General features: G+C 70.2%; 20 protein-coding genes. 12 read left to right on the forward strand and 8 right to left on the reverse strand.

Features of this window, described 5'->3' with window-relative positions; genetic code table 11:
- The first annotated feature begins 70 nt into the window (after positions 1 to 70).
- The 4 genes from OG385_RS26675 (at position 71) to OG385_RS26690 (ending at position 2625) form a co-directional block, all read left to right on the forward strand.
- Positions 71 to 1387 (forward strand): MFS transporter, encoded by a 1317-nt coding sequence (locus tag OG385_RS26675; protein WP_266858361.1) that lies wholly within the window; start codon positions 71 to 73, stop codon positions 1385 to 1387.
- Between the two features lie 17 nt (positions 1388 to 1404).
- Positions 1405 to 1521, forward strand: coding sequence for an SGM_5486 family transporter-associated protein (locus tag OG385_RS26680; RefSeq protein ID WP_266858363.1), 117 nt, complete (start codon positions 1405 to 1407; stop codon positions 1519 to 1521).
- A gap of 241 nt (positions 1522 to 1762) precedes the next feature.
- Positions 1763 to 1975 carry a hypothetical protein gene (locus OG385_RS26685; RefSeq protein WP_266858365.1) on the forward strand — a complete coding sequence of 71 codons (213 nt, stop codon included), beginning with the start codon at positions 1763 to 1765 and terminating at the stop codon, positions 1973 to 1975.
- A 98-nt stretch (positions 1976 to 2073) separates the two neighbouring features.
- On the forward strand, positions 2074 to 2625 hold the full coding sequence (locus tag OG385_RS26690; protein WP_266858366.1) for a histidine phosphatase family protein: 552 nt from the start codon (positions 2074 to 2076) through the stop codon (positions 2623 to 2625).
- Between the two features lie 48 nt (positions 2626 to 2673).
- On the opposite strand, the gene serB is transcribed toward OG385_RS26690, so the two are convergent.
- Positions 2674 to 3903 carry a phosphoserine phosphatase SerB gene (gene serB / locus OG385_RS26695; protein ID WP_266858368.1) on the reverse strand — a complete coding sequence of 410 codons (1230 nt, stop codon included), beginning with the start codon at positions 3901 to 3903 and terminating at the stop codon, positions 2674 to 2676.
- Positions 3904 to 4176: 273 nt separating this feature from the next.
- Between serB and OG385_RS26700 the strand changes: the two genes are divergently transcribed.
- The gene (locus OG385_RS26700; protein ID WP_266858370.1) at positions 4177 to 6744 is read left to right on the forward strand and encodes an FHA domain-containing protein; all 2568 of its coding nucleotides are present in this window, start codon (positions 4177 to 4179) and stop codon (positions 6742 to 6744) included.
- Between the two features lie 128 nt (positions 6745 to 6872).
- Here the strand turns inward: OG385_RS26700 and OG385_RS26705 are convergent, their stop codons facing one another.
- From OG385_RS26705 to OG385_RS26715, 3 genes are all read right to left on the reverse strand, one after another.
- On the reverse strand, positions 6873 to 7616 hold the full coding sequence (locus OG385_RS26705; protein WP_266858372.1) for a transglycosylase SLT domain-containing protein: 744 nt from the start codon (positions 7614 to 7616) through the stop codon (positions 6873 to 6875).
- A gap of 277 nt (positions 7617 to 7893) precedes the next feature.
- Positions 7894 to 8976, reverse strand: coding sequence for an S-adenosylmethionine:tRNA ribosyltransferase-isomerase (locus OG385_RS26710; protein ID WP_266858373.1), 1083 nt, complete (start codon positions 8974 to 8976; stop codon positions 7894 to 7896).
- Entirely contained in the window at positions 8973 to 9674 is a 702-nt protein-coding gene (locus tag OG385_RS26715; RefSeq protein WP_266858375.1) for an SDR family oxidoreductase, read from the reverse strand. The genes OG385_RS26710 and OG385_RS26715 overlap by 4 nt, the downstream gene beginning before the upstream one ends.
- Before the next feature lie 254 nt (positions 9675 to 9928).
- Here OG385_RS26715 and OG385_RS26720 point away from each other — a divergent pair, with 254 nt between their 5' ends.
- The 3 genes from OG385_RS26720 to OG385_RS26730 all read left to right on the forward strand — a co-directional run bounded on the left by OG385_RS26720 (position 9929) and on the right by OG385_RS26730 (position 12117).
- Entirely contained in the window at positions 9929 to 11080 is a 1152-nt protein-coding gene (locus OG385_RS26720) for a GAF domain-containing sensor histidine kinase (protein ID WP_266858377.1), read from the forward strand.
- Complete coding sequence (locus tag OG385_RS26725) at positions 11073 to 11732, forward strand: response regulator transcription factor (RefSeq protein WP_323183857.1); 660 nt, start codon at positions 11073 to 11075, stop codon at positions 11730 to 11732. Before OG385_RS26720 ends, OG385_RS26725 begins: the two co-directional genes overlap by 8 nt.
- A 145-nt stretch (positions 11733 to 11877) precedes the next feature.
- Positions 11878 to 12117, forward strand: coding sequence for a chaplin (locus tag OG385_RS26730; protein ID WP_266858379.1), 240 nt, complete (start codon positions 11878 to 11880; stop codon positions 12115 to 12117).
- A gap of 202 nt (positions 12118 to 12319) precedes the next feature.
- Here the strand turns inward: OG385_RS26730 and OG385_RS26735 are convergent, their stop codons facing one another.
- A complete protein-coding gene (locus OG385_RS26735; RefSeq protein WP_266858381.1) occupies positions 12320 to 13108 on the reverse strand; it encodes a hypothetical protein in 789 nt (262 codons plus the stop codon).
- Positions 13109 to 13392: 284 nt separating this feature from the next.
- Here OG385_RS26735 and OG385_RS26740 point away from each other — a divergent pair, with 284 nt between their 5' ends.
- From OG385_RS26740 to OG385_RS26750, 3 genes are all read left to right on the forward strand, one after another.
- Positions 13393 to 14190, forward strand: coding sequence for an ABC transporter ATP-binding protein (locus tag OG385_RS26740; protein ID WP_266858383.1), 798 nt, complete (start codon positions 13393 to 13395; stop codon positions 14188 to 14190).
- A gap of 59 nt (positions 14191 to 14249) precedes the next feature.
- On the forward strand, positions 14250 to 14678 hold the full coding sequence (locus OG385_RS26745; protein ID WP_266858385.1) for an NfeD family protein: 429 nt from the start codon (positions 14250 to 14252) through the stop codon (positions 14676 to 14678).
- An 82-nt stretch (positions 14679 to 14760) separates the two neighbouring features.
- A complete protein-coding gene (locus tag OG385_RS26750) occupies positions 14761 to 15702 on the forward strand; it encodes an SPFH domain-containing protein (protein WP_266858387.1) in 942 nt (313 codons plus the stop codon).
- A 74-nt stretch (positions 15703 to 15776) separates the two neighbouring features.
- Here the strand turns inward: OG385_RS26750 and OG385_RS26755 are convergent, their stop codons facing one another.
- The 3 genes from OG385_RS26755 to OG385_RS26765 form a co-directional block, all read right to left on the reverse strand.
- A complete protein-coding gene (locus OG385_RS26755; RefSeq protein WP_266858388.1) occupies positions 15777 to 16280 on the reverse strand; it encodes an HNH endonuclease in 504 nt (167 codons plus the stop codon).
- Between the two features lie 149 nt (positions 16281 to 16429).
- Positions 16430 to 16966, reverse strand: coding sequence for a YbhB/YbcL family Raf kinase inhibitor-like protein (locus tag OG385_RS26760; protein WP_266858389.1), 537 nt, complete (start codon positions 16964 to 16966; stop codon positions 16430 to 16432).
- 42 nt (positions 16967 to 17008) lie between these two features.
- Entirely contained in the window at positions 17009 to 17791 is a 783-nt protein-coding gene (locus tag OG385_RS26765) for a sporulation protein (protein WP_266858391.1), read from the reverse strand.
- 100 nt (positions 17792 to 17891) lie between these two features.
- Between OG385_RS26765 and OG385_RS26770 the strand changes: the two genes are divergently transcribed.
- Positions 17892 to 18533, forward strand: coding sequence for a DNA-3-methyladenine glycosylase (locus tag OG385_RS26770; protein WP_266858393.1), 642 nt, complete (start codon positions 17892 to 17894; stop codon positions 18531 to 18533).
- The last annotated feature ends 416 nt before the right edge of the window (positions 18534 to 18949 follow it).

An 18949-nucleotide genomic window follows, 5' to 3' on the forward strand; every position in this document is an offset into this window, starting at 1 on the left:
GGGTCGGGCGGTGGGAAGCGGGGATTGGATGATTGGACAACCAATCATCCCATGATTCTATGATGTCCTTATGCCAGACGACGAGACGAAGATCCTCGCCCCCGCTGCCGAGCCGCGTGTCGCGGCGGATGCCGCCCGCCCGCAGCCCGCCGCATGGACCGTGAAACTGGTGATGGCCGGCATCGTCCTCGCCGCCGTCAATCTCCGGCCCGCCATCACGAGTCTCGGCGCGCTCCTCGAAGAGGTGCGGGACGGCCTCGGGATGAGCGGCAGCGTCGCCGGTGTCCTCACCTCCGTACCGCCGCTCTGCTTCGCCGTCTTCGGCGTCATGTCGCCCCGGCTGGCCCGCCGCTTCGGGCCCGGCGCCGTCGTCTGCGCCGGGATGGTGGCGATCACCGCGGGCCTGGTGATCCGGCCCTTCATGAGCGGTACGGCAGGCTTCCTGGCCGCCAGCGCGCTGGCCCTGATGGGGATAGCCGTGAGCAACGTGCTGATGCCGGTGATCGTCAAGCGGTACTTCCCGGACCGCGTCGGAACGATGACCGGGCTCTACTCGATGGCCCTCGCCCTGGGCACCGCACTCGCCGCGGCCCTCACCGTCCCGCTGACCGACGGCCTCGGCGGCAGCTGGCGGCTGGGTCTCGGGGTGTGGGCGGTGCTGGCCGCCGTGGCCGTACTGCCCTGGATCGCGCTCATCAAGGACCGCAGCATCACCGCGGCGAACGCGGCGACCGAGGCAGGCGCAGCCGCCGTGGAAGCTCCGGGCGCCGCAGGCACCGCTGACGCGGCCCGGTCGCAGGCACCCGTCCGCCGGATCACCAGCAGCCGCACCGCCTGGGCCCTGGCCTGCTTCTTCGGGCTCCAGGCCACCGCCGCGTACATCACCATGGGCTGGATGCCGCAGATCTTCCGTGACGCCGGGGTCTCGGCCGGCACGGCGGGGCTGCTGCTCGCCGTCACGATGGTGATGGGCGTGCCGCTCGCCTTCGTCATTCCGCGCCTGGCGAGCCGGATGAAGAACCAGGGCCCCATCGTCGTCGCCCTGGGCGCCTGCGGGCTCGTCGGTTACGCCGGTCTCTATCTGGCCCCGTCCGGCGGCGCCTGGGTCTGGGCGCTGCTGCTCGGCATCTCCAACTGCTCGTTCCCGCTCGCCCTGACGATGATCGGCATGCGGTCGCGGAGCGGCGCCGGAGTGGTCAGGCTCTCCGCCTTCGCCCAGTCCACCGGCTATCTGATCTCCATCCCGGGACCGCTGCTCGTCGGGGTCCTCTACCAGCACAGCGGCGGCTGGGGCCTGCCCATCGCGCTGATGGCCGGGCTGATGGTGCCGCAGATCGCCGCCGGGATCCTCGCCGGACGGGACCGGACGATCGAGGACGAATCCTGAGATGCGAGACTGACGTCATGCCAGTGCTCGAACCGAATCCCCAGAACGGTCAGAAGAAGCTCCTGCTCGTGCTCGGAGCCATGCTCGCGGTCACGGCGATCGTCGCGATCATCGCTACGATCGCGTCGCCCTGACCCGTTGTCCTGTCCGATGTTCCGGACCGGTGTCCCCGGCCCGGAACACCGACCCCGCGCCCTGCCCCCTGTCCTGCCCCCGTGTCCCGATCGGACGCCCGCGGTCCGGCGGTGGGGCTAGCACCACCGTCCCCTAGGGGGCCAGGCTCAGGGTGAAGTGGGTGGGTCACCGGATGGGAGGGCGCCCCCGTACTCCGTAGGTTCAGGTACATCAGCCACCGCGAACCTCATGGAGGCGGCCATGCCGGCCCGTCCGCACACCACCCGCCCCCACCACGGCCACGCGCAGAGCGGGATCGACGTGCGGCTGCCTTGGTGGGCCATCGCCCTGCCCGCGCTGGCCTTCGCCGTTCTGCTGCTGCTGATCAGCGCGCCCGGCCAGGCGCACGCGGACACCGGCGAGGCCACCGTCACGCATGTGCTGGAGCGGATCCAGCAGAGTCTGCCGTTGTAGCGCTCCCCGGCCACCGTGGCCGAAGCCTGTTCACTCGTGCCGGGGGAGCCTCCCAACACCCTGCGCCCGATGGTCCGATCCGTGCGAAGCTGGATTGTATGAGCGCCGTTGTGTCATCCGGGGGAACAGCCCCCGGAACCCCCGAGTCCCGCAGGATTGTCCTTCTCCGGCACGCGAAGGCCGACTGGCCCGAGGTGTCCGACCACGACCGGCCGCTCGCCGACCGCGGCCGTATGGACGCAGCGGCCGCCGGCAGCTGGCTCTCCTCCCACGCGTTCCGTTTCGACCTGGCCCTCTGCTCGACCGCGGTCAGGACGCGCGAGACCTGGAAGCTGGCCGTCCAGGAACTGCCGGACCGGCCCCGGACCGTCTACGAGGAGCGGCTGTACGAGGCGTCCCTCGGCGAAGTGCTCGCGCTGCTCAACGAGATCCCCGACGACGTCAGCGATGTGCTGGTCATCGGCCACAACCCGGTGACGCACGCACTCGCCGACGCGCTGTCGGGCCGTGCCGAGGGAGAGTTGCTGACCAGGATGAACCGCAGCGGATTCCCGACCGCGGGGATCGCCGTCATCGAGTTCACCGGCCCGTGGAAGTCCGTCGAGCACGGAGTGGGCAAACTGACGGCCTTCTGGGCGCCGCACGAGTAGGACCGGCCAACGGCCTCCCCCGCGACAGGCGGTGGAGGCCGGTGGTGGTCAGACCCCGTCGTCGACGAGGCCGTCCGCGGCCTCGACCTCTTCACGGGTGATCCCCAGCAGATAGAGCACCGTGTCCAGGAAGGGCACGTTCACCGCCGTGTCGGCGGCCTTGCGGACCACGGGCTTGGCGTTGAACGCGACGCCGAGCCCCGCCGCGTTGAGCATGTCCAGGTCGTTCGCACCGTCCCCGATGGCGACGGTCTGTGCCAGCGGGACGCCCGCCTCCGCGGCGAACCGCCGCAGCAGCCGCGCCTTGCCCGCGCGGTCCACGATCTCGCCGACGACCCGCCCGGTGAGCCGGCCGTCGACGATCTCCAGTGTGTTGGCCGAGGCGAAGTCGAGGCCGAGCCGCTCCTTGAGGTCATCGGTCACCTGGGTGAACCCGCCCGACACGACGCCCACTTGGTAGCCAAGACGCTTCAGTGTACGGATCAGGGTGCGGGCACCGGGCGTGAGCCGTACCTCGGACCGTACTTTGTCGACGACCGACCCATCGAGCCCCGCCAGCAGCGCCACCCGCGCGTGCAGTGACTGCTCGAAGTCCAGCTCGCCGCGCATCGCGCGCGCCGTCACCTCCGCGACCTCCTGCTCACACCCCGCGTGCGCGGCGAAGAGCTCGATCACCTCGTCCTGGATGACCGTCGAGTCGACGTCCATCACGACGAGCCGCTGGGCGCGGCGGTGCAGACCCGCCGAGATCACGGCCACATCCACCCCGAGCACCGAAGCCTCTATGGCGAGTGCCGTACGGAGCGGCTCGGTCTCCACCCCGGACACCGCGAACTCCACCGCGGTCACCGGGTACTTGGCCAGCCGGAAGATACGGTCGATGTTGCCGCCCGTGCCGGTGATGCTCGCCGCTATGGCGGCGGTCGACTCGGCGGTGAGCGGGTTGCCGAGCACGGTCACATGGGAACGCCCGCTGCCCCGGGGCCGGTTGTCGCCGGTGCCGGAGATGATCTCCGTCTCCAGCTTGAGGGACTCGGCCCAGCTGTGCACGGTGGCCCGCAGCTCGCCCTCGGCGTTGCCGCCGGGGCCCGGAGCCGTGACGAGGGCGCACAGCGTGATCCGGCCACGGGTGACCACCTGCTCGATGTCGACGACGTCGACGGCGTAGGCGGCGAGGGTGTCGAAGAGACCTGCGGTGATCCCGGGGCGGTCCTTCCCGAAGATCTTGACGAGGAGAGTCGGAGAGTCCGCGTGGACTGGGGGCTGCGATGCGCTCATGGTGGTCCCACCGTATAGGTCGCGGCCGGGCCGCAGGCAGCCCGTCCCGAGTACCGGACGCCGGTGGCGGGACCGGCCGGCGGACCGGGCGCGGCAGCCCCTATTTGTCGCGAACGTCGCCCGGACCTGTGCGTCTCCACCCCATTGGTACGCGGTCGTCACACAGCCCGGCTTCCCGATGCCTCTCTGTGCCTGAAATAGTTCCCCAGGATGTTCGCCATCCCTAGACTCCCTGCAATGGGGGTACCTCGGGGGACAATAAGTGGGGCTGGAGTGCCGGAACTCGTAGTTGAACTGAATGGCAGGATCTGGACGCTCGATCCGTCCAGGTCGTACACCCTCGGCCGTGATCCGCAGGGAGACCTGCCGATCGACGACGCCAGGGTCTCGTGGCGACACGCCACTATCAGCTGGGGAGGCCGTGGTTGGGTCATCGAGGACCATGGCTCGACCAACGGCACGTTTGCGCAGGGGCAGCGGATCCAGCAGCTGGAGATCGGCCCCGGTTCGGCGGTGCACCTCGGCAACGCGGCCGACGGCCCGCTGCTGAGCCTGTCCGCCGCAGCGCCGGCCGCGCAGGCACAGGCGCCGATGCAGGCCCAGGCGCCGATGCAGGCCCAGGCGTCCGCGCCGGCGCACGCTCCGCAGGCCGCCCAGGCGCAGGGACCGGCGTACGCCCCTCCCCAGCAGCAGGGCGCTCCGGCGGGCTGGGCCCCGGCCCAGCAGGCGCCGCAGAACGCGGCCCCGCAGGGCTGGCAGCAGCAGGGCCAGGTGCCTCAGCAGGGCGGTCCGGAGGGCGGGGGCGCGGGGGCCCCGCCGGCGTACGGCGACCGCAGCCCGACCACCTTCCACCAGCTGGCGCTCGGCCGGGTGATGCGCATCGGCCGTGCGCTGGAGAACGAACTGGTCGTCTCCGACCTCCAGGTCTCCCGTAACCACGCCGAGTTCGTCGCGACACCGGACGGCCGCTTCGAGATCCGGGACCTCGGATCCCACAACGGCACCTACATCAACGGCCAGCCGATGGCCAAGTCCGGAACGGCCCTGATCGGCCCGAACGACATCGTCGGCGTCGGCCACTCGACCTTCCGGCTGGTCGGCGACCGCCTGGAGGAGTTCGTCGACACCGGCGAGGTCTCCTTCTCCGCCCGCCACCTCACGGTGACGGTCGACGGGGGCAAGGACATCCTCAAGGACGTCTCGTTCGGCGTCCCGGAGAAGTCGCTCATCGCGGTCATCGGCCCGTCGGGCTCCGGGAAGTCCACCCTGCTCAAGGCGCTCACCGGCTACCGGCCCGCCAACCGCGGGGATGTCCTCTACGACAACAGGAATCTGTACAAGCAGTTCGCAGAGCTGCGCCAGCGCATCGGGCTGGTCCCGCAGGACGACATCCTGCACAAGGAGCTCACGGTCCGTAAGGCGATGAAGTACGCGGCCAAGCTGCGCTTCCCCGCCGACACCACCGAGGCGGAGCGCTCCTCGCGCATCGACGAGGTGCTGCGCGAGCTGAAGCTGGACATCCACAAGGAGAAGAGGGTCGCCTCCCTCTCCGGTGGCCAGCGCAAGCGCGTATCGGTCGCACTCGAACTGCTGACCAAGCCGTCGCTGATCTTCCTGGACGAGCCGACGTCGGGGCTCGACCCGGGCATGGACCGCGATGTCATGCAGCTGCTGCGCGGCCTCGCCGACGACGGCCGTACGGTCCTCGTCGTCACGCACTCCGTCGCCGAGCTCGCCATCTGCGACAAGCTCCTGGTGATGGCGCCCGGCGGCTCGGTCGCGTACTTCGGACCGCCCGAGGAGGCGCTGAACTTCTTCGGCTACAGCAGCTGGGCCGATGTCTTCTCGGCCTTCGAGAACTACCGCGACTACGACTGGGCGGGGCGCTGGCGCGGTTCGCAGCACTACCAGATGTACGCGGCGGACATCGACTCGGTCGCGGTGCAGTCGGTCGACATGCCGTCCGCCCAGTCCATGAAGCCGCCGAAGCCGCAGGCCTGGGGTTCCCAGCTGCTCACCCTGATGAGGCGCTATGTGTCGGTGATCGTGTCCGACCGGGGCTTCATGGCGCTCTCCCTGCTGCTGCCCGCGGTGCTGGGTACGGTCGGCGCGCTGATCCCCGCGGACTACGGACTCGGCCTCGGCCCGGCGGCAGGGCGCTTCAGCAACGGCGACGGCGCGGTGATCCTGCTGATCCTCGCGGTGGGTGCCTGCTTCGCCGGGGCGGCCAACTCCGTACGAGAGCTGATCAAGGAACGGGTGATCTACGAACGGGAGCGGGCCACCGGCCTCTCGCGTTCCGCCTATCTGATGTCCAAGGTGATCGTGCTCGGTCTGATCACCCTGGTTCAGGGCGCCATCATCGGCGGCATCGGCTTCGGGATGAAGAAGGCGCCGGCCGAGGGCCTGATCTTCTCGACCTCCACCCGGCTGGAGATGACCCTGCCGATCATGGCGCTCGGCCTCACCTCGATGATGATCGGCCTGATCATCTCGTCGCTGGTGAAGACCTCCGAGAAGACCATGCCGCTCCTCGTCATGTTCGCCATCACCCAGGTCGTCTTCACGGGCTGTCTGTTCACCTTGAACGGCGCCGCGGGGATCAACCAGTTCTCGTTCCTGATGCCCGCCCGCTGGGCGGTCGCCGCCGCGGGCGCCACCGCGTCGCTGAACGTCCTGCTGCCCAACAAGAAGGACCTGGCCAGCACCGACCCGCTCTGGGACCACACCCTCGGTACCTGGGTGATGGACATGGGGATCCTGCTCGCCATCGGCGTGATCTGCGGCGTCATGGTGGCGCGGCTGCTGCGCCGGCACGAGCCCGAGGTCATGCGCAAGTAGCAGACCCGCAGTCCCGCAGGCCCGCAGTCCCGCAACGCCGAAGGGCGGCACCCGCAGTGTGGGTGCCGCCCTTCGGCGTGGTCCGGTGGTGCGCCGGACCATGTGACTCCTGCGTGACCAGTGCCGGATCAGTAGGCGCTGTTGACGTTGTCTATCGAGCCGTAGTTCGCGGCGGCGTAGTTCGCGGCGGCGGTGATGTTGGCGACCGGGTCGTAGATGTTCGACGACGTGCCGGCGACGTGGTACGCGTCGAACGTCGGCTGGATGGTCTGGAGCAGGCCCTTCGACGGGACACCGTTCTGGGCGTTGATGTCCCAGTTGTTGATGGCCATCGGGTTGCCGCCGGACTCACGGATGATGTTGCGGTACAGGCCGTTGTACGAGCCGGGGATGTTCTTGGCCTGCATGATGGCCAGCGCGTGGCGGATCCAGCCGTCGAGGTTGTTCGCGTAGACGGGCGTGCGGGCGGCGGCGCGGCTGGCGGCGGCCTTGGCCGCCCGCTCCTTCGCCTTCGCCGCTGCGGCCGCCTTCGCCTTGGCCTTCGCGGCAGCCTCGCTCTTCGCCTTGGCGGCGGCTTCGGCCTTGGCCTTGGCGGCGGCCTTGGCCTTCGCCGCTGCCTTCGCCTTGGCCGCCGCGGTCTTGGCGGCCTGGTCGGCGTGGGCCTGCTGCGTGTGCAGGCTGGCCTGCACCGCCTTGGTCTGCGAGGCGAAGGCGACCGGGGCCGCGTCGATCGACGTGTGGGAAGTCTCTGCGGACGCGTTTCCGGGAACAAGCGTGAAGGCGAGTGCGGCGGCGCCGACGGCGGCCACACCACCGATCGAGTACTTGTGAGTCTTGGTCAGGCGACGAAGGCCATGGCGGTTCTCGGACATGCGGGCGTTCCTCTTCGAATAGCGGAAGTCGCGAGCGCCGGGGGCGGCGGAGCGCCCTGGGGCGGCGACGGGAGCAATTCTTAGCGGCCGCAAAATCTTGTGGCAAAGGTGTGACGTACGATCCTGCTTAGTGGCGTAGGTGCGCTACTGGAGTGCCGAGTGCCCGCGCTTACCCGGCCCAGGAGCCCCTTAAGCATCAACTAGCGAACCTCGTAAGTGACGTGGGTCCTATGCGCGGCGTCACACTGTTCGGGCAGTGAATTCACAATGCGTTGCTTCAGCAATGCGGAGCGTTAGGTTCCTCATCCGGAAGGATGAGGTGAACGTCCCCGAACTCGTGCCAGAGGTAGAGCGCACGTACCGCCTCCGCATAGCTGCGCTCCAGGGCCTCCCGCCCCGCGACCGCCTCCAGCATCAGCAGATGCGAGGCCTCCGGCTCGTGCAGCCCGGTCAGCAGCCCGTCCACCACCCGCACCCCGCGGCCGGGCGTGACCACCAGATCCGTCCACCCGGCCAGCGCCCGCACCAGGCCGTCTGCCTCGTTGCCGCCGGCCGCGGTCTCCAGGGCACGCACCGCTGTCGTCCCCACCGCGATGATCCGCCCACCGCCCGCCCGCGCCGCGTTGACCAGCCGGGCAGTGGCCGCCGGCACCTCGAACCGTTCGGGATACGGGGTCTCGTGCGCCTCCGCCGACGCCACCCCGGTGTGCAGCACCACCGGCGCGAACTGGATCCCCCGGCTCACCAGCTCCGCGACAAGACCGGCGGTGAAGGGCCGCCCGGCACTCGGCATCTCCGCCGAACCCGCCCCGTCCGGCGCCGCCAGCGCGAACACCGTCTGATACGCGGAGAGCGGCTGGTCACGGCGGGTGTACGCGTACCGGATCGGGCGCCCGTGCCGCCGCAGCAGCTCCGGCACTGCGGCCGCCGAAGGCCGCACCCACCACAACCGGTCCTCACCGGCGGCCAGCGGCTCCTCCCATACGAGCCGTACGCCCTCGGGCAGCCGCACCACCGACCCCGCCGGGCCGCCCGCGCACCGCCGGGTACTCCCGCCCGGCACCGGCTCCCGCAGCTCCACCGCCCACCGGCCGTCGTCCCCACGGGCCGAGAAGTGCACCACGACACGGGCCCCGGAAGAGGCTGTCCCGTCCACCGCGGCGGGCAGCGTCCGTGAGGTGTTCACCACCAGTACGTCCCCCGCCCGCAGCTGCCCCGGCAGCTCCCGGAAGGCGTGGTGGGAGACAGCGGTGCCGCGCGACACCATCAGCCGTACGTCGTCCCGCCCCCGGCCGCGCTCCTCGGCGGGCACCACCGCCGGCCGCCCGTCGGGGACCCGCAGCGCCTGCCGCGCACTCATCGCACCTCACCCACCAGCAGCGCGGGGGCCGAGTACCGCCCGCTCACCGGCCGCTCGTCGAGCAGCCGAAGAAACGCCGGGACCACCTCCGAAGGCGCGGGCCTCTCCTCCTCGTCACCGGGCACCGCGGCCGCGTACAGATCGGTACGCATGTCACCCGGGTCCACCGCCCACACCCGCAGCCCCGGCTCCTCGGCCGCGAGCACCGCCGACAGCTGGTCCAGCGCGGCTTTCGACGCCCCGTATCCGCCCCAGGTCGGGTACGCCTCGACAGCGGCGTCCGAACTCACCGTGACCACCGCCCCCGCACCGGACGCCCGCAGCAGCGGCAGCGCCTCCTGCACCAGACCGAGCGCGGCCACCACATTGGTCTCCAGTGCCGCCCGCAGCCCGTCGGGCGTCAGCTCCTCCAGACGCACGAGCGGCTCGGCGCCCAGCGCGCTCGCATTGCTGACCAGCAGATCGAGCCCGCCGAGACCGCGCGCCGCATCGGCCAGCCGGCTCCGGTGCGCCGCGTCGCCGACGTCCCCCGCCACCGCCACCACCCGCGTGCCGTACTCCGCGAGCTCCCGCGCCGCCCCGTCCAGAACCTCCGGTGTCCTCGCATCGATGACCAGGTCCCAGCCCCGCCCCGCGAGTCCCGCGGCGAGCGCCCGGCCCAGCCCCTTCGATCCTCCCGTGATGACTGCTACCGCCATGGCACGTCCCTCTTCTTCCCGTAGTCCCGCAGCTCTTCCGGTCAGCCCGTCGCTTCGTGCCGCCGACTTCGGGCCGCCAACTTCGTGCCGCCAACGTAGGAACGCGCCCCCGCTCGGCGCCTCGGCCGCGGGACGCAGGGACCAGGGCACTTCGGAGTAGTCCCGATGTCCCGGGTGAGCTGGTCCCCAAGGACCGGGACGGAGCCCGTCCGCAGCCCGATACGGCCCGCCCGGCCCGCCGGTACGGTGTGGCCATGTCCCATCGACCCGCTTCCGGCCTGTCCGCGGTGAGCACCGCGCTGCTCGCGATGAGCAGGCACCTGGAGGTCCGCGACGTCCTCAAGACGATCGTGGTCTCCGCCCGCGAACTGCTGGACGCCGAGTACGCCGCGCTCGGGGTCCCCGACGACCACGGCGGCTTCGCCCAGTTCGTGGTCGACGGGGTCAGTGACGCCCAGTGGAAGGCCATCGGCCCGCTCCCGCGCCAGCACGGCATCCTCGCCGCGATGCTGCACGACGAGAAGCCCCAGCGCCTCGACGACGTACGCGAGGACCCCCGCTTCGGCGGCTGGCCGTCCACGCACCCCGAGATGTCGGACTTCCTCGGCCTGCCCGTCCGCGACGGCGACGAGACGATCGCCGCGCTCTTCCTCGCCAACAAGCGGTGTCCCAGGCCCACCGGCCGCTGCGGGTTCACCGAGGAGGACGAGGAGCTCCTGACGATCCTCGCCCAGCACGCCGCCATCGCCCTCACCAACGCCCGCCTCTACGAGCGGAGCCGCGAGCTCACCATCGCCGAGGAACGCACCCGGCTGGCGCACGAACTCCACGACGCCGTCAGCCAGAAACTCTTCTCCCTGCGGCTCACGGCCCAGGCCGCCGCCACCCTGGTGGACCGCGACCCGGCCCGCGCCAAGGGCGAGCTCCAGCAGGTCGCCGACCTCGCGGCCGAGGCCGCCGACGAACTCCGCGCCGCCGTCGTGGAGCTGCGCCCCGCCGCCCTCGACGAGGACGGTCTGATCCCCACGCTCCGGACGCACATCCAGGTCCTCGACCGCGCGCACACCCCGCACGTCACCTTCCGGAGCGGGCAGGTGCGGGCGCTCCCCGCCGCCCAGGAGGAGGCGCTGCTGCGGGTGGCCCAGGAGGCGCTGCACAACGCCCTGCGCCACTCGGGCGCCGGACGGATCGATGTCGTACTGGAGAGCCGGCGGGCCCGGCCCGGCGCGGTCCTGCGGATCACCGATGACGGCGCCGGATTCGAGCCGTCGGCCGTACGGCGGGCCGGCCGGCACCTCGGCCTGGTCTCCATGCGGGACCGCGCGAGCGGCGTCGGAGGCAGGCTCAGGGTGGAATCGGCGCCCGGAGAGGGCGCCACGATCGAGATGGAGGTGCCCGGTGGCTGACACCGCACCCAGGCCGAAGGCGGCCATCCGCGTCCTGCTCGTCGACGACCACCAGGTGGTCAGGCGGGGCCTGCGCACCTTTCTGGAGATCCAGGACGACATCGAGGTCGTGGGCGAGGCACCGGACGGTGAGCAGGGGGTGGCCGCCGCCGAGGAGCTGCGCCCCGACATCGTCCTGATGGACATCAAGATGCCGGGCATGGACGGTATCGAGGCGCTGCGCAGGCTCAGGGAGCTGGCCAATCCGGCGAGGGTGCTGGTGGTCACCAGCTTCACCGAGCAGCGCACCGTGGTTCCCGCCCTGCGCGCGGGTGCGTCGGGCTATGTGTACAAGGACGTCGACCCGGAGGCGCTGGCCGACGCGATCCGCTCGGTCCACGCCGGGCACGTCCTGCTCCAGCCCGAAGTGGCCGGGGCGCTGCTCTCCCCGGAGCCGGGTGGCGGCCAGGGGAGGGGCACCGCGCTCACCGAGCGGGAACGCGAGGTGCTGGGGCTGATCGCCGACGGACGCTCCAACCGGGAGATCGCGCGAGCACTGGTCCTCTCCGAGAAGACCGTCAAGACGCATGTGTCGAACATCCTGATGAAACTGGACCTCGCCGACCGGACCCAGGCGGCGCTCTGGGCGGTACGGAACGGGGCGGCGGGCTGAGCGGAGGCTTGAGCGGACCGTCATATTCCGGTGTGAGATTCATACCGTCGGGTGTAAGTCACCCACATGGCGTATCCGGATGGCCCCTCCGCCGTTCTCCATGCGTGCTGCGGCGCCGGCCGCAGCCAGCTAGGAGGATCCTGAAATGAAGAACCTGAAGAAGGCCGCTGCCATCACCCTCGTCGCCGGTGGCGTCCTCGCCGCCGGAGCCGGTGCGGCGTCCGCCGCCTCGCACGCGGCCGGTGCGGCGACCAACTCGCCCGGCGTCGTCTCCGGCAACGTGGTGCAGGCCCCGGTGCACGTCCCGGTGAACGCCGTCGGCAACACCGTCTCCGTCATCGGCGTCCTGAACCCGGCCTTCGCCAACCACGGCATCAACGGCTGACCGCACATCGGTCACCGGCCGACGGCCCCTCGGACACCGTGCCCCCTCAGGCGCTGTGCCCGGGGGGCCGTTCGTCCCGACGGCGCAGGTTCTTTCCGCCGCAGTCTTCTTCGGGGCCGCCCGCATCGCCGCTCGTGGCCTCCGAGGCGCGAGGGCGGAAGGGGGCCGGCCGGTTGCAGGAGCGCCCTCGTCGAAGCCCCCGTCAGCCGCGCCGCTCCCGCTCCTCCACGTACGCGTTGTACGCCGCCACCTGCGCCCGCCGGGCCACCCGCTCCACCGGCCGCAGCGCATTCCCCCGCGCCGCCATCTCCGATGCGCTCACCGCGCCGCCCGGCCCGTGCTCGTACGCCACCGAGACCAGCAGCCCGACCCGCCGCGCCAGTTCGAGCACCCGGACCGCGCGCGCCGGATACCCCGGCGCGAGCAGCTCCCCGGCCCCCGCTTCCGCCCGGGCCCGGTACGCGTCGATCGCCGCCTCGGCAGCAGGCCCGCCGCCCGCCACATCGAGACCCGAGAGCACCGCGGTCGCCTCCCGCAGCCCCTCCGCCAGCTCCCGCTCCGCCTCACCGAGCGAGGGCACGTCGGCCGGCGGCGCCTCGCGGACCGGCAGGCAGTGCCAGACCACCTCCCGGTGCAGATCGCCCTCCGGGCCCGCCTCGTACAGCTCGGGCACCAGCCCCAGCGGTACGCCGAAGGCGGTGACCGCCTCCTCCGCCTCCAGCGCCCGCGCGTTGAACTCCGGCGGCCCGCTGAGACCCAGCGGATGTCCCGCTGTGGGCATCGCCACCCGGTAGCCGGTGGCGCCGAGCGATCTCAGCCGCCCCAGCGCCAGCGTGAGCCCGACGGGCCCCGCCTCGCCCGGCAGCCCCTCCACCCGGTGCACAGCGTCCTCGCCCACGATGGCGAGTGCGGCGTCATCCGGCGATACAATTCCGGCCAACAGGGCATTTCCCCATGCGGCCAGCCGTCCTGAGCGTGGTTCCGTGAACATGGACCCAGCGTAGGGACTGGACCTGGGGCCTGTGGTTTGGATCAGGCCGGGCTCGCGGGGTCTGGCACGCACGCTCGCTGCGTTGTCGTCGGTCGCCGACGCTCCGCGTCGACTCCCTCCTCCGCCTTGCGATCGCACGCACCAGACCCCGCTCCCTGATCCGGCCTGATCCAAACCACAGGCCCTAGACGTGGGCGCACTTCTCAAGTGGCGTAGGTTTTCCCTGGGAGCTGCGCCCACAGGCGCACGCGCGAACCGAGACTGCATGGGGAGACAACGCGCTCATGAGCGATGTACTGGAGCTGCTGGACGTATCGGTGGTCCGCGACGGACGTGCTCTGGTGGACGACGTCTCCTGGGCGGTGAAGGAGGGGGAGCGCTGGGTCATCCTCGGCCCCAACGGCGCGGGCAAGACCACCCTCCTCAATATCGCGTCCAGCTACCTCTTCCCGACCACCGGCACCGCGTCCATCCTCGGTGAGCAGCTCGGCAAGCCCGGCACCGACGTCTTCGAGCTCCGCCCGCGCATCGGCATGGCCGGCGCCGCCATGGCCGAGAAGATGCCCAAGCGGCAGACCGTGCTGCAAGTGGTGCTCACCGCGGCCTACGGCATGACGGCCACCTGGAACGAGGACTACGAGGAGGTCGACGAGCAGCGCGCCCGCGCCTTCCTCGACCGCCTCGGCATGACCGAGTTCCTGGACCGCAAGTTCGGCACCCTCTCCGAGGGCGAGCGCAAGCGCACCCTGATCGCCCGCGCGATGATGACCGACCCCGAGCTGCTCCTGCTCGACGAGCCCGCCGCCGGTCTCGACCTCGGCGGCCGCGAGGATCTCGTACGCCGTCTCGGCCGGCTGGCCAAGGACCCGTACGCCCCCTCGATGGTGATGGTGACCCACCACGTCGAGGAGATCGCCCCGGGCTTCACCCACGTCCTGATGATCCGTCAGGGCAAGGTGCTCGCCGCCGGTCCGATGGAGACCGAACTGAGCTCCCGCAACCTCTCCCTCTGCTTCGGGCTGCCGCTCGTCGTCGAACAGCGCGGCAACCGCTGGACCGCGCAGGGCCTTCCGCTCGGCTGACCGGTTCCGTACTCCTTGCGCCCTGTCCCCGAAGGGGACTGCCGCCCTACCATGACCCCGTGGACATCGAGACATGGGTGTGGTGGCTGATCGGCGCGGCCGGGCTGGGAATCCCGCTCGTCATCACCGCCATGCCCGAATTCGGGATGCTGGCCGTAGGGGCGGTCGCCGCGTCGGCCGCCGCCGGCCTCGGCGTCGGCCCGGTGCCCCAGGTCCTCGTCTTCGTGATCGTGTCCGTCGCACTCATCGCCGTAGTACGCCCCATCGCCAACCGGCACCGGTCCCAGCGACCTGAACTGGCCACCGGGATCGATGCGTTGAAAGGCCGTCAGGCCGTCGTCCTGGAGCGGGTCGACGGCAGCGGCGGCCGTATCAAGCTGGCCGGAGAGGTGTGGTCGGCGCGGGCCCTCGACGGTGACAGCAGTTATCAGCCAGGTCAGCAGGTCGACGTCGTGGAGATCGACGGAGCGACAGCCGTCGTCCTGTGACAGAACCTCACACACGGCAGGCCGAGGTCTGCGAAGATCATTCATCGGGAACTGTCGGCAATCGAAGGGCACGGGGAGCACGATGCCATCCGTCATCATCGTTCTGATCATTCTGGTGGTGCTGGTCTTCATCGCCCTGATCAAAACGATCCAGGTGATCCCACAGGCCAGCGCCGCCATCGTCGAACGGTTCGGCCGCTACACACGAACTCTCAACGCCGGACTGAACATCGTCGTCCCGTTCATCGACTCGATCCGCAACCGGATCGACCTCCGGGAACAGGTCGTGCCCTTCCCGCCGCAGCCGGTGATCACCCAGGACAACCTGGTCGTCAACATCGACACGGTCATCTACTACCAGGTGACCGACGCCCGCGCCGCGACCTACGAAGTGGCCAGCTACATCCAGGCGATCGAGCAGCTCACCGTCACCACCCTCCGCAACATCATCGGCGGCATGGACCTGGAGCGGACCCTGACCTCCCGTGAGGAGATCAACGCGGCGCTGCGCGGTGTACTCGACGAGGCCACCGGCAAGTGGGGCATCCGCGTCAACCGCGTCGAACTCAAGGCCATCGAACCGCCCACCTCCATCCAGGACTCGATGGAGAAGCAGATGCGCGCCGACCGTGACAAGCGCGCCGCGATCCTCCAGGCCGAAGGTGTCCGGCAGTCCGAAATCCTGCGCGCCGAGGGCGAGAAGCAGTCGGCCATCCTCCGGGCCGAAGGTGAGGCCAAGGCCTCGGCGCTGCGCGCGGAGGGCGAGGCCCAGGCCATCCGTACGGTCTTCGAGTCGATCCACGCGGGCGACGCCGACCAGAAGCTGCTCGCCTACCAGTACCTCCAGATGCTCCCGAAGATCGCCGAGGGCGACGCCAACAAGCTCTGGATCGTGCCGAGCGAGATCGGCGACGCGCTCAAGGGACTCAGCGGAGCCTTCGGGAACCTCGGCGACAACGTCCCCGGCTTCAACACCGGCAAGGAGTCGCCCGCGCCCCCGGCCGCGAGGCGCCCCTCGGAGTAACGACCCGGCGCGACGGAGAAGCCCGCCCCCGGCCGGATCGGCACATGACAGGGGGCGGGCTTCTCCGCGTACGTCTACGCGGTCTGCGGGAGCCAGTCGGGCAGCGCCTGCCGGTCACCGGCACCGAGCGCGAGCATCATCGCGTCGGCCGGAGTCGGCACGAACGGCCTGCGCAGCAGCGGCATTCCGGCCTGGTCCGGGGTACGGGCCGCTTTGCGGTGGTTGTCCTCGGCGCAGGAGGCCACCGTGTTCAGCCAGGTGTCCTGGCCGCCCTGCGCGCGCGGCACCACATGGTCGACGGTGGTCGCCCGCCGCCCGCAGTACGCGCACCTGTGCTGGTCACGGACCAGCACCCCCCGTCTCGACCACGGTGCCTGTCTTCGGAAGGGCACCCGGACATAGCGGCAGAGCCTGATCACCCGGGGTACCGGCAGCTCGACAGCGGCCGCACGCACCCGGAGCCCGGGGTGGGCCTGCTCGACCACGGCCTTGTCCTGGAGCACCAGGACCACCGCGCGGTTGAGCGTCACTGTCGACAGCGGTTCGAAGCTGGCGTTCAGTACCAATGTGTCCCGCATGGTGCCCACCTCCGTGTGCCGGCCCACCCCCTGGCGGGACGCGGGACTGGGATCAACTCTGGCCGGGCACGCCACGATGGACAACGCAATAAAAAAGGCCCTGCCCTGGTCTCTCCAAGACCGGGGCAGGGCAAACAGACGCGCAGGCTTCAGCTTTCGGCGGGAGCCGCGTACTCGGCGATGAGCTGGGCGCGTGCCAGCGTGTGGAACCGCAGATTGAAGCCGACCGCGGCGGGCGGGGTGTCCGAGTCGATACCGAGCTGCGGGGTGTCCACCGCGTACACGGTGAAGACATAGCGGTGGTTCTCACCGGCCGGCGGCGCGGCGCCCCCGAACTCCTTCGCGCCGTAGTCGTTGCGGGCCTGCACCGCGCCGGGCGGCAGCCCCTTGAACGCACCACTGCCCGCACCCGCGGGCAGCTCGCTCACCGAGGCCGGAATGTCGAACAGCGACCAGTGCCAGAACCCGCTGCCCGTGGGCGCGTCGGGGTCGAAGCAGGTCACGGCGAAACTCCTGGTCTCCGGCGGGAACCCCTCCCACCGCAGCTGCGGCGAGGTATTCCCCGCCGCGTACACCTGAGCGTCCTTCAATACCGCACCCGGCGCGATGTCCTCGCTCACCACGGTGAACGAGGGCACCGGCGGATGAAAGTCATGGGGGAGCGGCGGCTTGCTGAGCCCGGTCACGACGGCACCTCCTGCATCGGCTGTCAGTTTCCTTGTCCGACCCTAGAGCCAGTTCCGTCTGCCACCCACATCGGCCAGCCACTGATGGAGGTATCCCGTCCAGTCGGTGTCCCGGAAGTCGTGCAGCCCCACCTGGAACGCCCGGTACGAGTCACTGCTCTCGCTGAAGAGACCCGGCTTCTTGTCCATTTCCAGTATCACGTCCATCTCACGGTCGTCCGTGACGAAGGTCAACTCGACCTGGTTCAGCCCCCGGTACTGTTCCGGCGGGCAGAACTCGATCTCTTGGTAGAAGGGGAGCAGCTGGCGTGTGCCGCGGATGCGGCCGCGCTCCAGATCCGCACTCACGAACCGGAAACCGAGCTCGCCGAAGGCGTCAAGAACGGCCTGCTGGGCGGGGAGCGGATGCACCTGAATGGGGTCGAGGTCCCCGGCGTCCAGCGCCCGCGCGATCTCCAGCTCCGTCGTCACTCCGATATGCATCCCGGGCAGCGGCCGCCCCGCGATGTTCGTGATCGGGGTCTCCCAGGGTATTTCGAGCCCGAACGGCACCACATGCAGGGCGCCCGCCGCGATCGCCAGATCCCCGCCCAGGCGTACCTCGGTGAACTCGATGTCCTGCTTGACCTCGTGGTCGCCGCCCTCGATCTCCACCCGGCCCTGGAGCCCCACGGAGAGGCCTTCGATCAGCTGGTCGACGGCACCGCCCCGAATCCGCACCTCCCCCTGGACCACACCGCCCGGCACGACGTTCGCCTCGGCCAGCTCCGTCTCCACCGAAGCACCGCCGGCCCCCAAGCTCGCGAGCAGTCTCTTGAACCCCATGCCCACTCCACTCCTCATCGCTTCTTTTTGATCTTGCACCCCCATACATACGCGTCGACGCGCGACGACCGCCGGCCGCACCCCACTACGCTCGTACGCCATGAGTGCCAGCCCGGACCGTACGCCCCTGCCACGAGACTTCTTCGAACGCTCCGTACTGGAGGTCGCCCCGGATCTCCTGGGCTGCACCCTGGTCCGCCGCACCCCGGACGGGCCGATGGAACTGCGCCTCACAGAAGTGGAGGCGTACGCGGGGGAGGTCGACCCGGGTTCGCACGCCTACCGCGGCCGGACGGCCCGCAACGAGGTCATGTTCGGCCCGCCCGGCCATGTGTACGTCTACTTCACCTACGGCATGTGGCACTGCATGAACCTGGTCTGCGGCCCGGAGGGCAGGGCGAGCGGGGTACTGCTCCGCGGGGGAGAGGTGACAGCGGGCGCCGAGCTGGTACGGGAACGCCGCCCCTCGGCCCGGCACGACAGAGAACTGGCGAAGGGCCCGGCCCGGCTGGCGACCGGTCTGGACGTCGACCGCTCGCTCAACGGCGCCGATGTCTGCGCACCGGGGGAGACCGTGCTGTCGATCCTCACGGGTACTCCGCCTCACCCCGATCTCGTACGCAGCGGCCCCCGCACGGGAGTTGGCGGCGCGGGCGCCCACCAGCCCTGGCGCTTCTGGATCGACAGCGATCCCACGGTCAGCCCGTACCGTGCGCATGTTCCACGCAGGAAGCGGACTTGACTCGGCTGGTACCGACGCCTAACGTAGTCCGAGCCGCTTGACACGGGCACTGCTATCGGAACGGCCCATCGGGCCGAACCTGAGCAGCCCGAAGTGGCCAACCACTACCTACGATCTCCCTCAGCGGGTTTGATTTTTGGCGTGCCGAAATTCGAATCCAAGGCTCGATTATGAGCCTCTGAAGAAATCGGCTAACGTAGTGGACACGCCGAAAGGGAAACGCGAAAGCGAAGAACTGGAAAGCAAACCCGGCCGACCGGGAATCGGACACGAAAGAGTCTGATAGAGTCGGAAACGCAAGACCGAAGGGAAAAGCCCGGAGGAAAGCCCGAGAGGGTGAGTACAAAGGAAGCGTCCGTTCCTTGAGAACTCAACAGCGTGCCAAAAGTCAACGCCAGATATGTTGATACCCCGGC

The organism is Streptomyces sp. NBC_01306 (genome assembly GCF_026340465.1).
Classification (GTDB): Bacteria; Actinomycetota; Actinomycetes; order Streptomycetales; family Streptomycetaceae; genus Streptomyces.

Coding starts and splice junctions, on each gene's coding strand:
- OG385_RS26755 (WP_266858388.1), bottom strand. CDS start 16,280: ATGCGGGACACATTGGTACTGAACGCCAGCTTCGAACCGCTGTCGACA.
- OG385_RS26685 (WP_266858365.1), top strand. CDS start 1,763: ATGCCGGCCCGTCCGCACACCACCCGCCCCCACCACGGCCACGCGCAG.
- OG385_RS26740 (WP_266858383.1), top strand. CDS start 13,393: ATGAGCGATGTACTGGAGCTGCTGGACGTATCGGTGGTCCGCGACGGA.
- OG385_RS26770 (WP_266858393.1), top strand. CDS start 17,892: ATGAGTGCCAGCCCGGACCGTACGCCCCTGCCACGAGACTTCTTCGAA.
- OG385_RS26715 (WP_266858375.1), bottom strand. CDS start 9,674: ATGGCGGTAGCAGTCATCACGGGAGGATCGAAGGGGCTGGGCCGGGCG.
- OG385_RS26680 (WP_266858363.1), top strand. CDS start 1,405: ATGCCAGTGCTCGAACCGAATCCCCAGAACGGTCAGAAGAAGCTCCTG.
- OG385_RS26720 (WP_266858377.1), top strand. CDS start 9,929: ATGTCCCATCGACCCGCTTCCGGCCTGTCCGCGGTGAGCACCGCGCTG.
- OG385_RS26735 (WP_266858381.1), bottom strand. CDS start 13,108: ATGTTCACGGAACCACGCTCAGGACGGCTGGCCGCATGGGGAAATGCC.
- serB (WP_266858368.1), bottom strand. CDS start 3,903: ATGAGCGCATCGCAGCCCCCAGTCCACGCGGACTCTCCGACTCTCCTC.
- OG385_RS26690 (WP_266858366.1), top strand. CDS start 2,074: ATGAGCGCCGTTGTGTCATCCGGGGGAACAGCCCCCGGAACCCCCGAG.
- OG385_RS26705 (WP_266858372.1), bottom strand. CDS start 7,616: ATGTCCGAGAACCGCCATGGCCTTCGTCGCCTGACCAAGACTCACAAG.
- OG385_RS26710 (WP_266858373.1), bottom strand. CDS start 8,976: ATGAGTGCGCGGCAGGCGCTGCGGGTCCCCGACGGGCGGCCGGCGGTG.
- OG385_RS26730 (WP_266858379.1), top strand. CDS start 11,878: ATGAAGAACCTGAAGAAGGCCGCTGCCATCACCCTCGTCGCCGGTGGC.
- OG385_RS26765 (WP_266858391.1), bottom strand. CDS start 17,791: ATGGGGTTCAAGAGACTGCTCGCGAGCTTGGGGGCCGGCGGTGCTTCG.
- OG385_RS26750 (WP_266858387.1), top strand. CDS start 14,761: ATGCCATCCGTCATCATCGTTCTGATCATTCTGGTGGTGCTGGTCTTC.
- OG385_RS26675 (WP_266858361.1), top strand. CDS start 71: ATGCCAGACGACGAGACGAAGATCCTCGCCCCCGCTGCCGAGCCGCGT.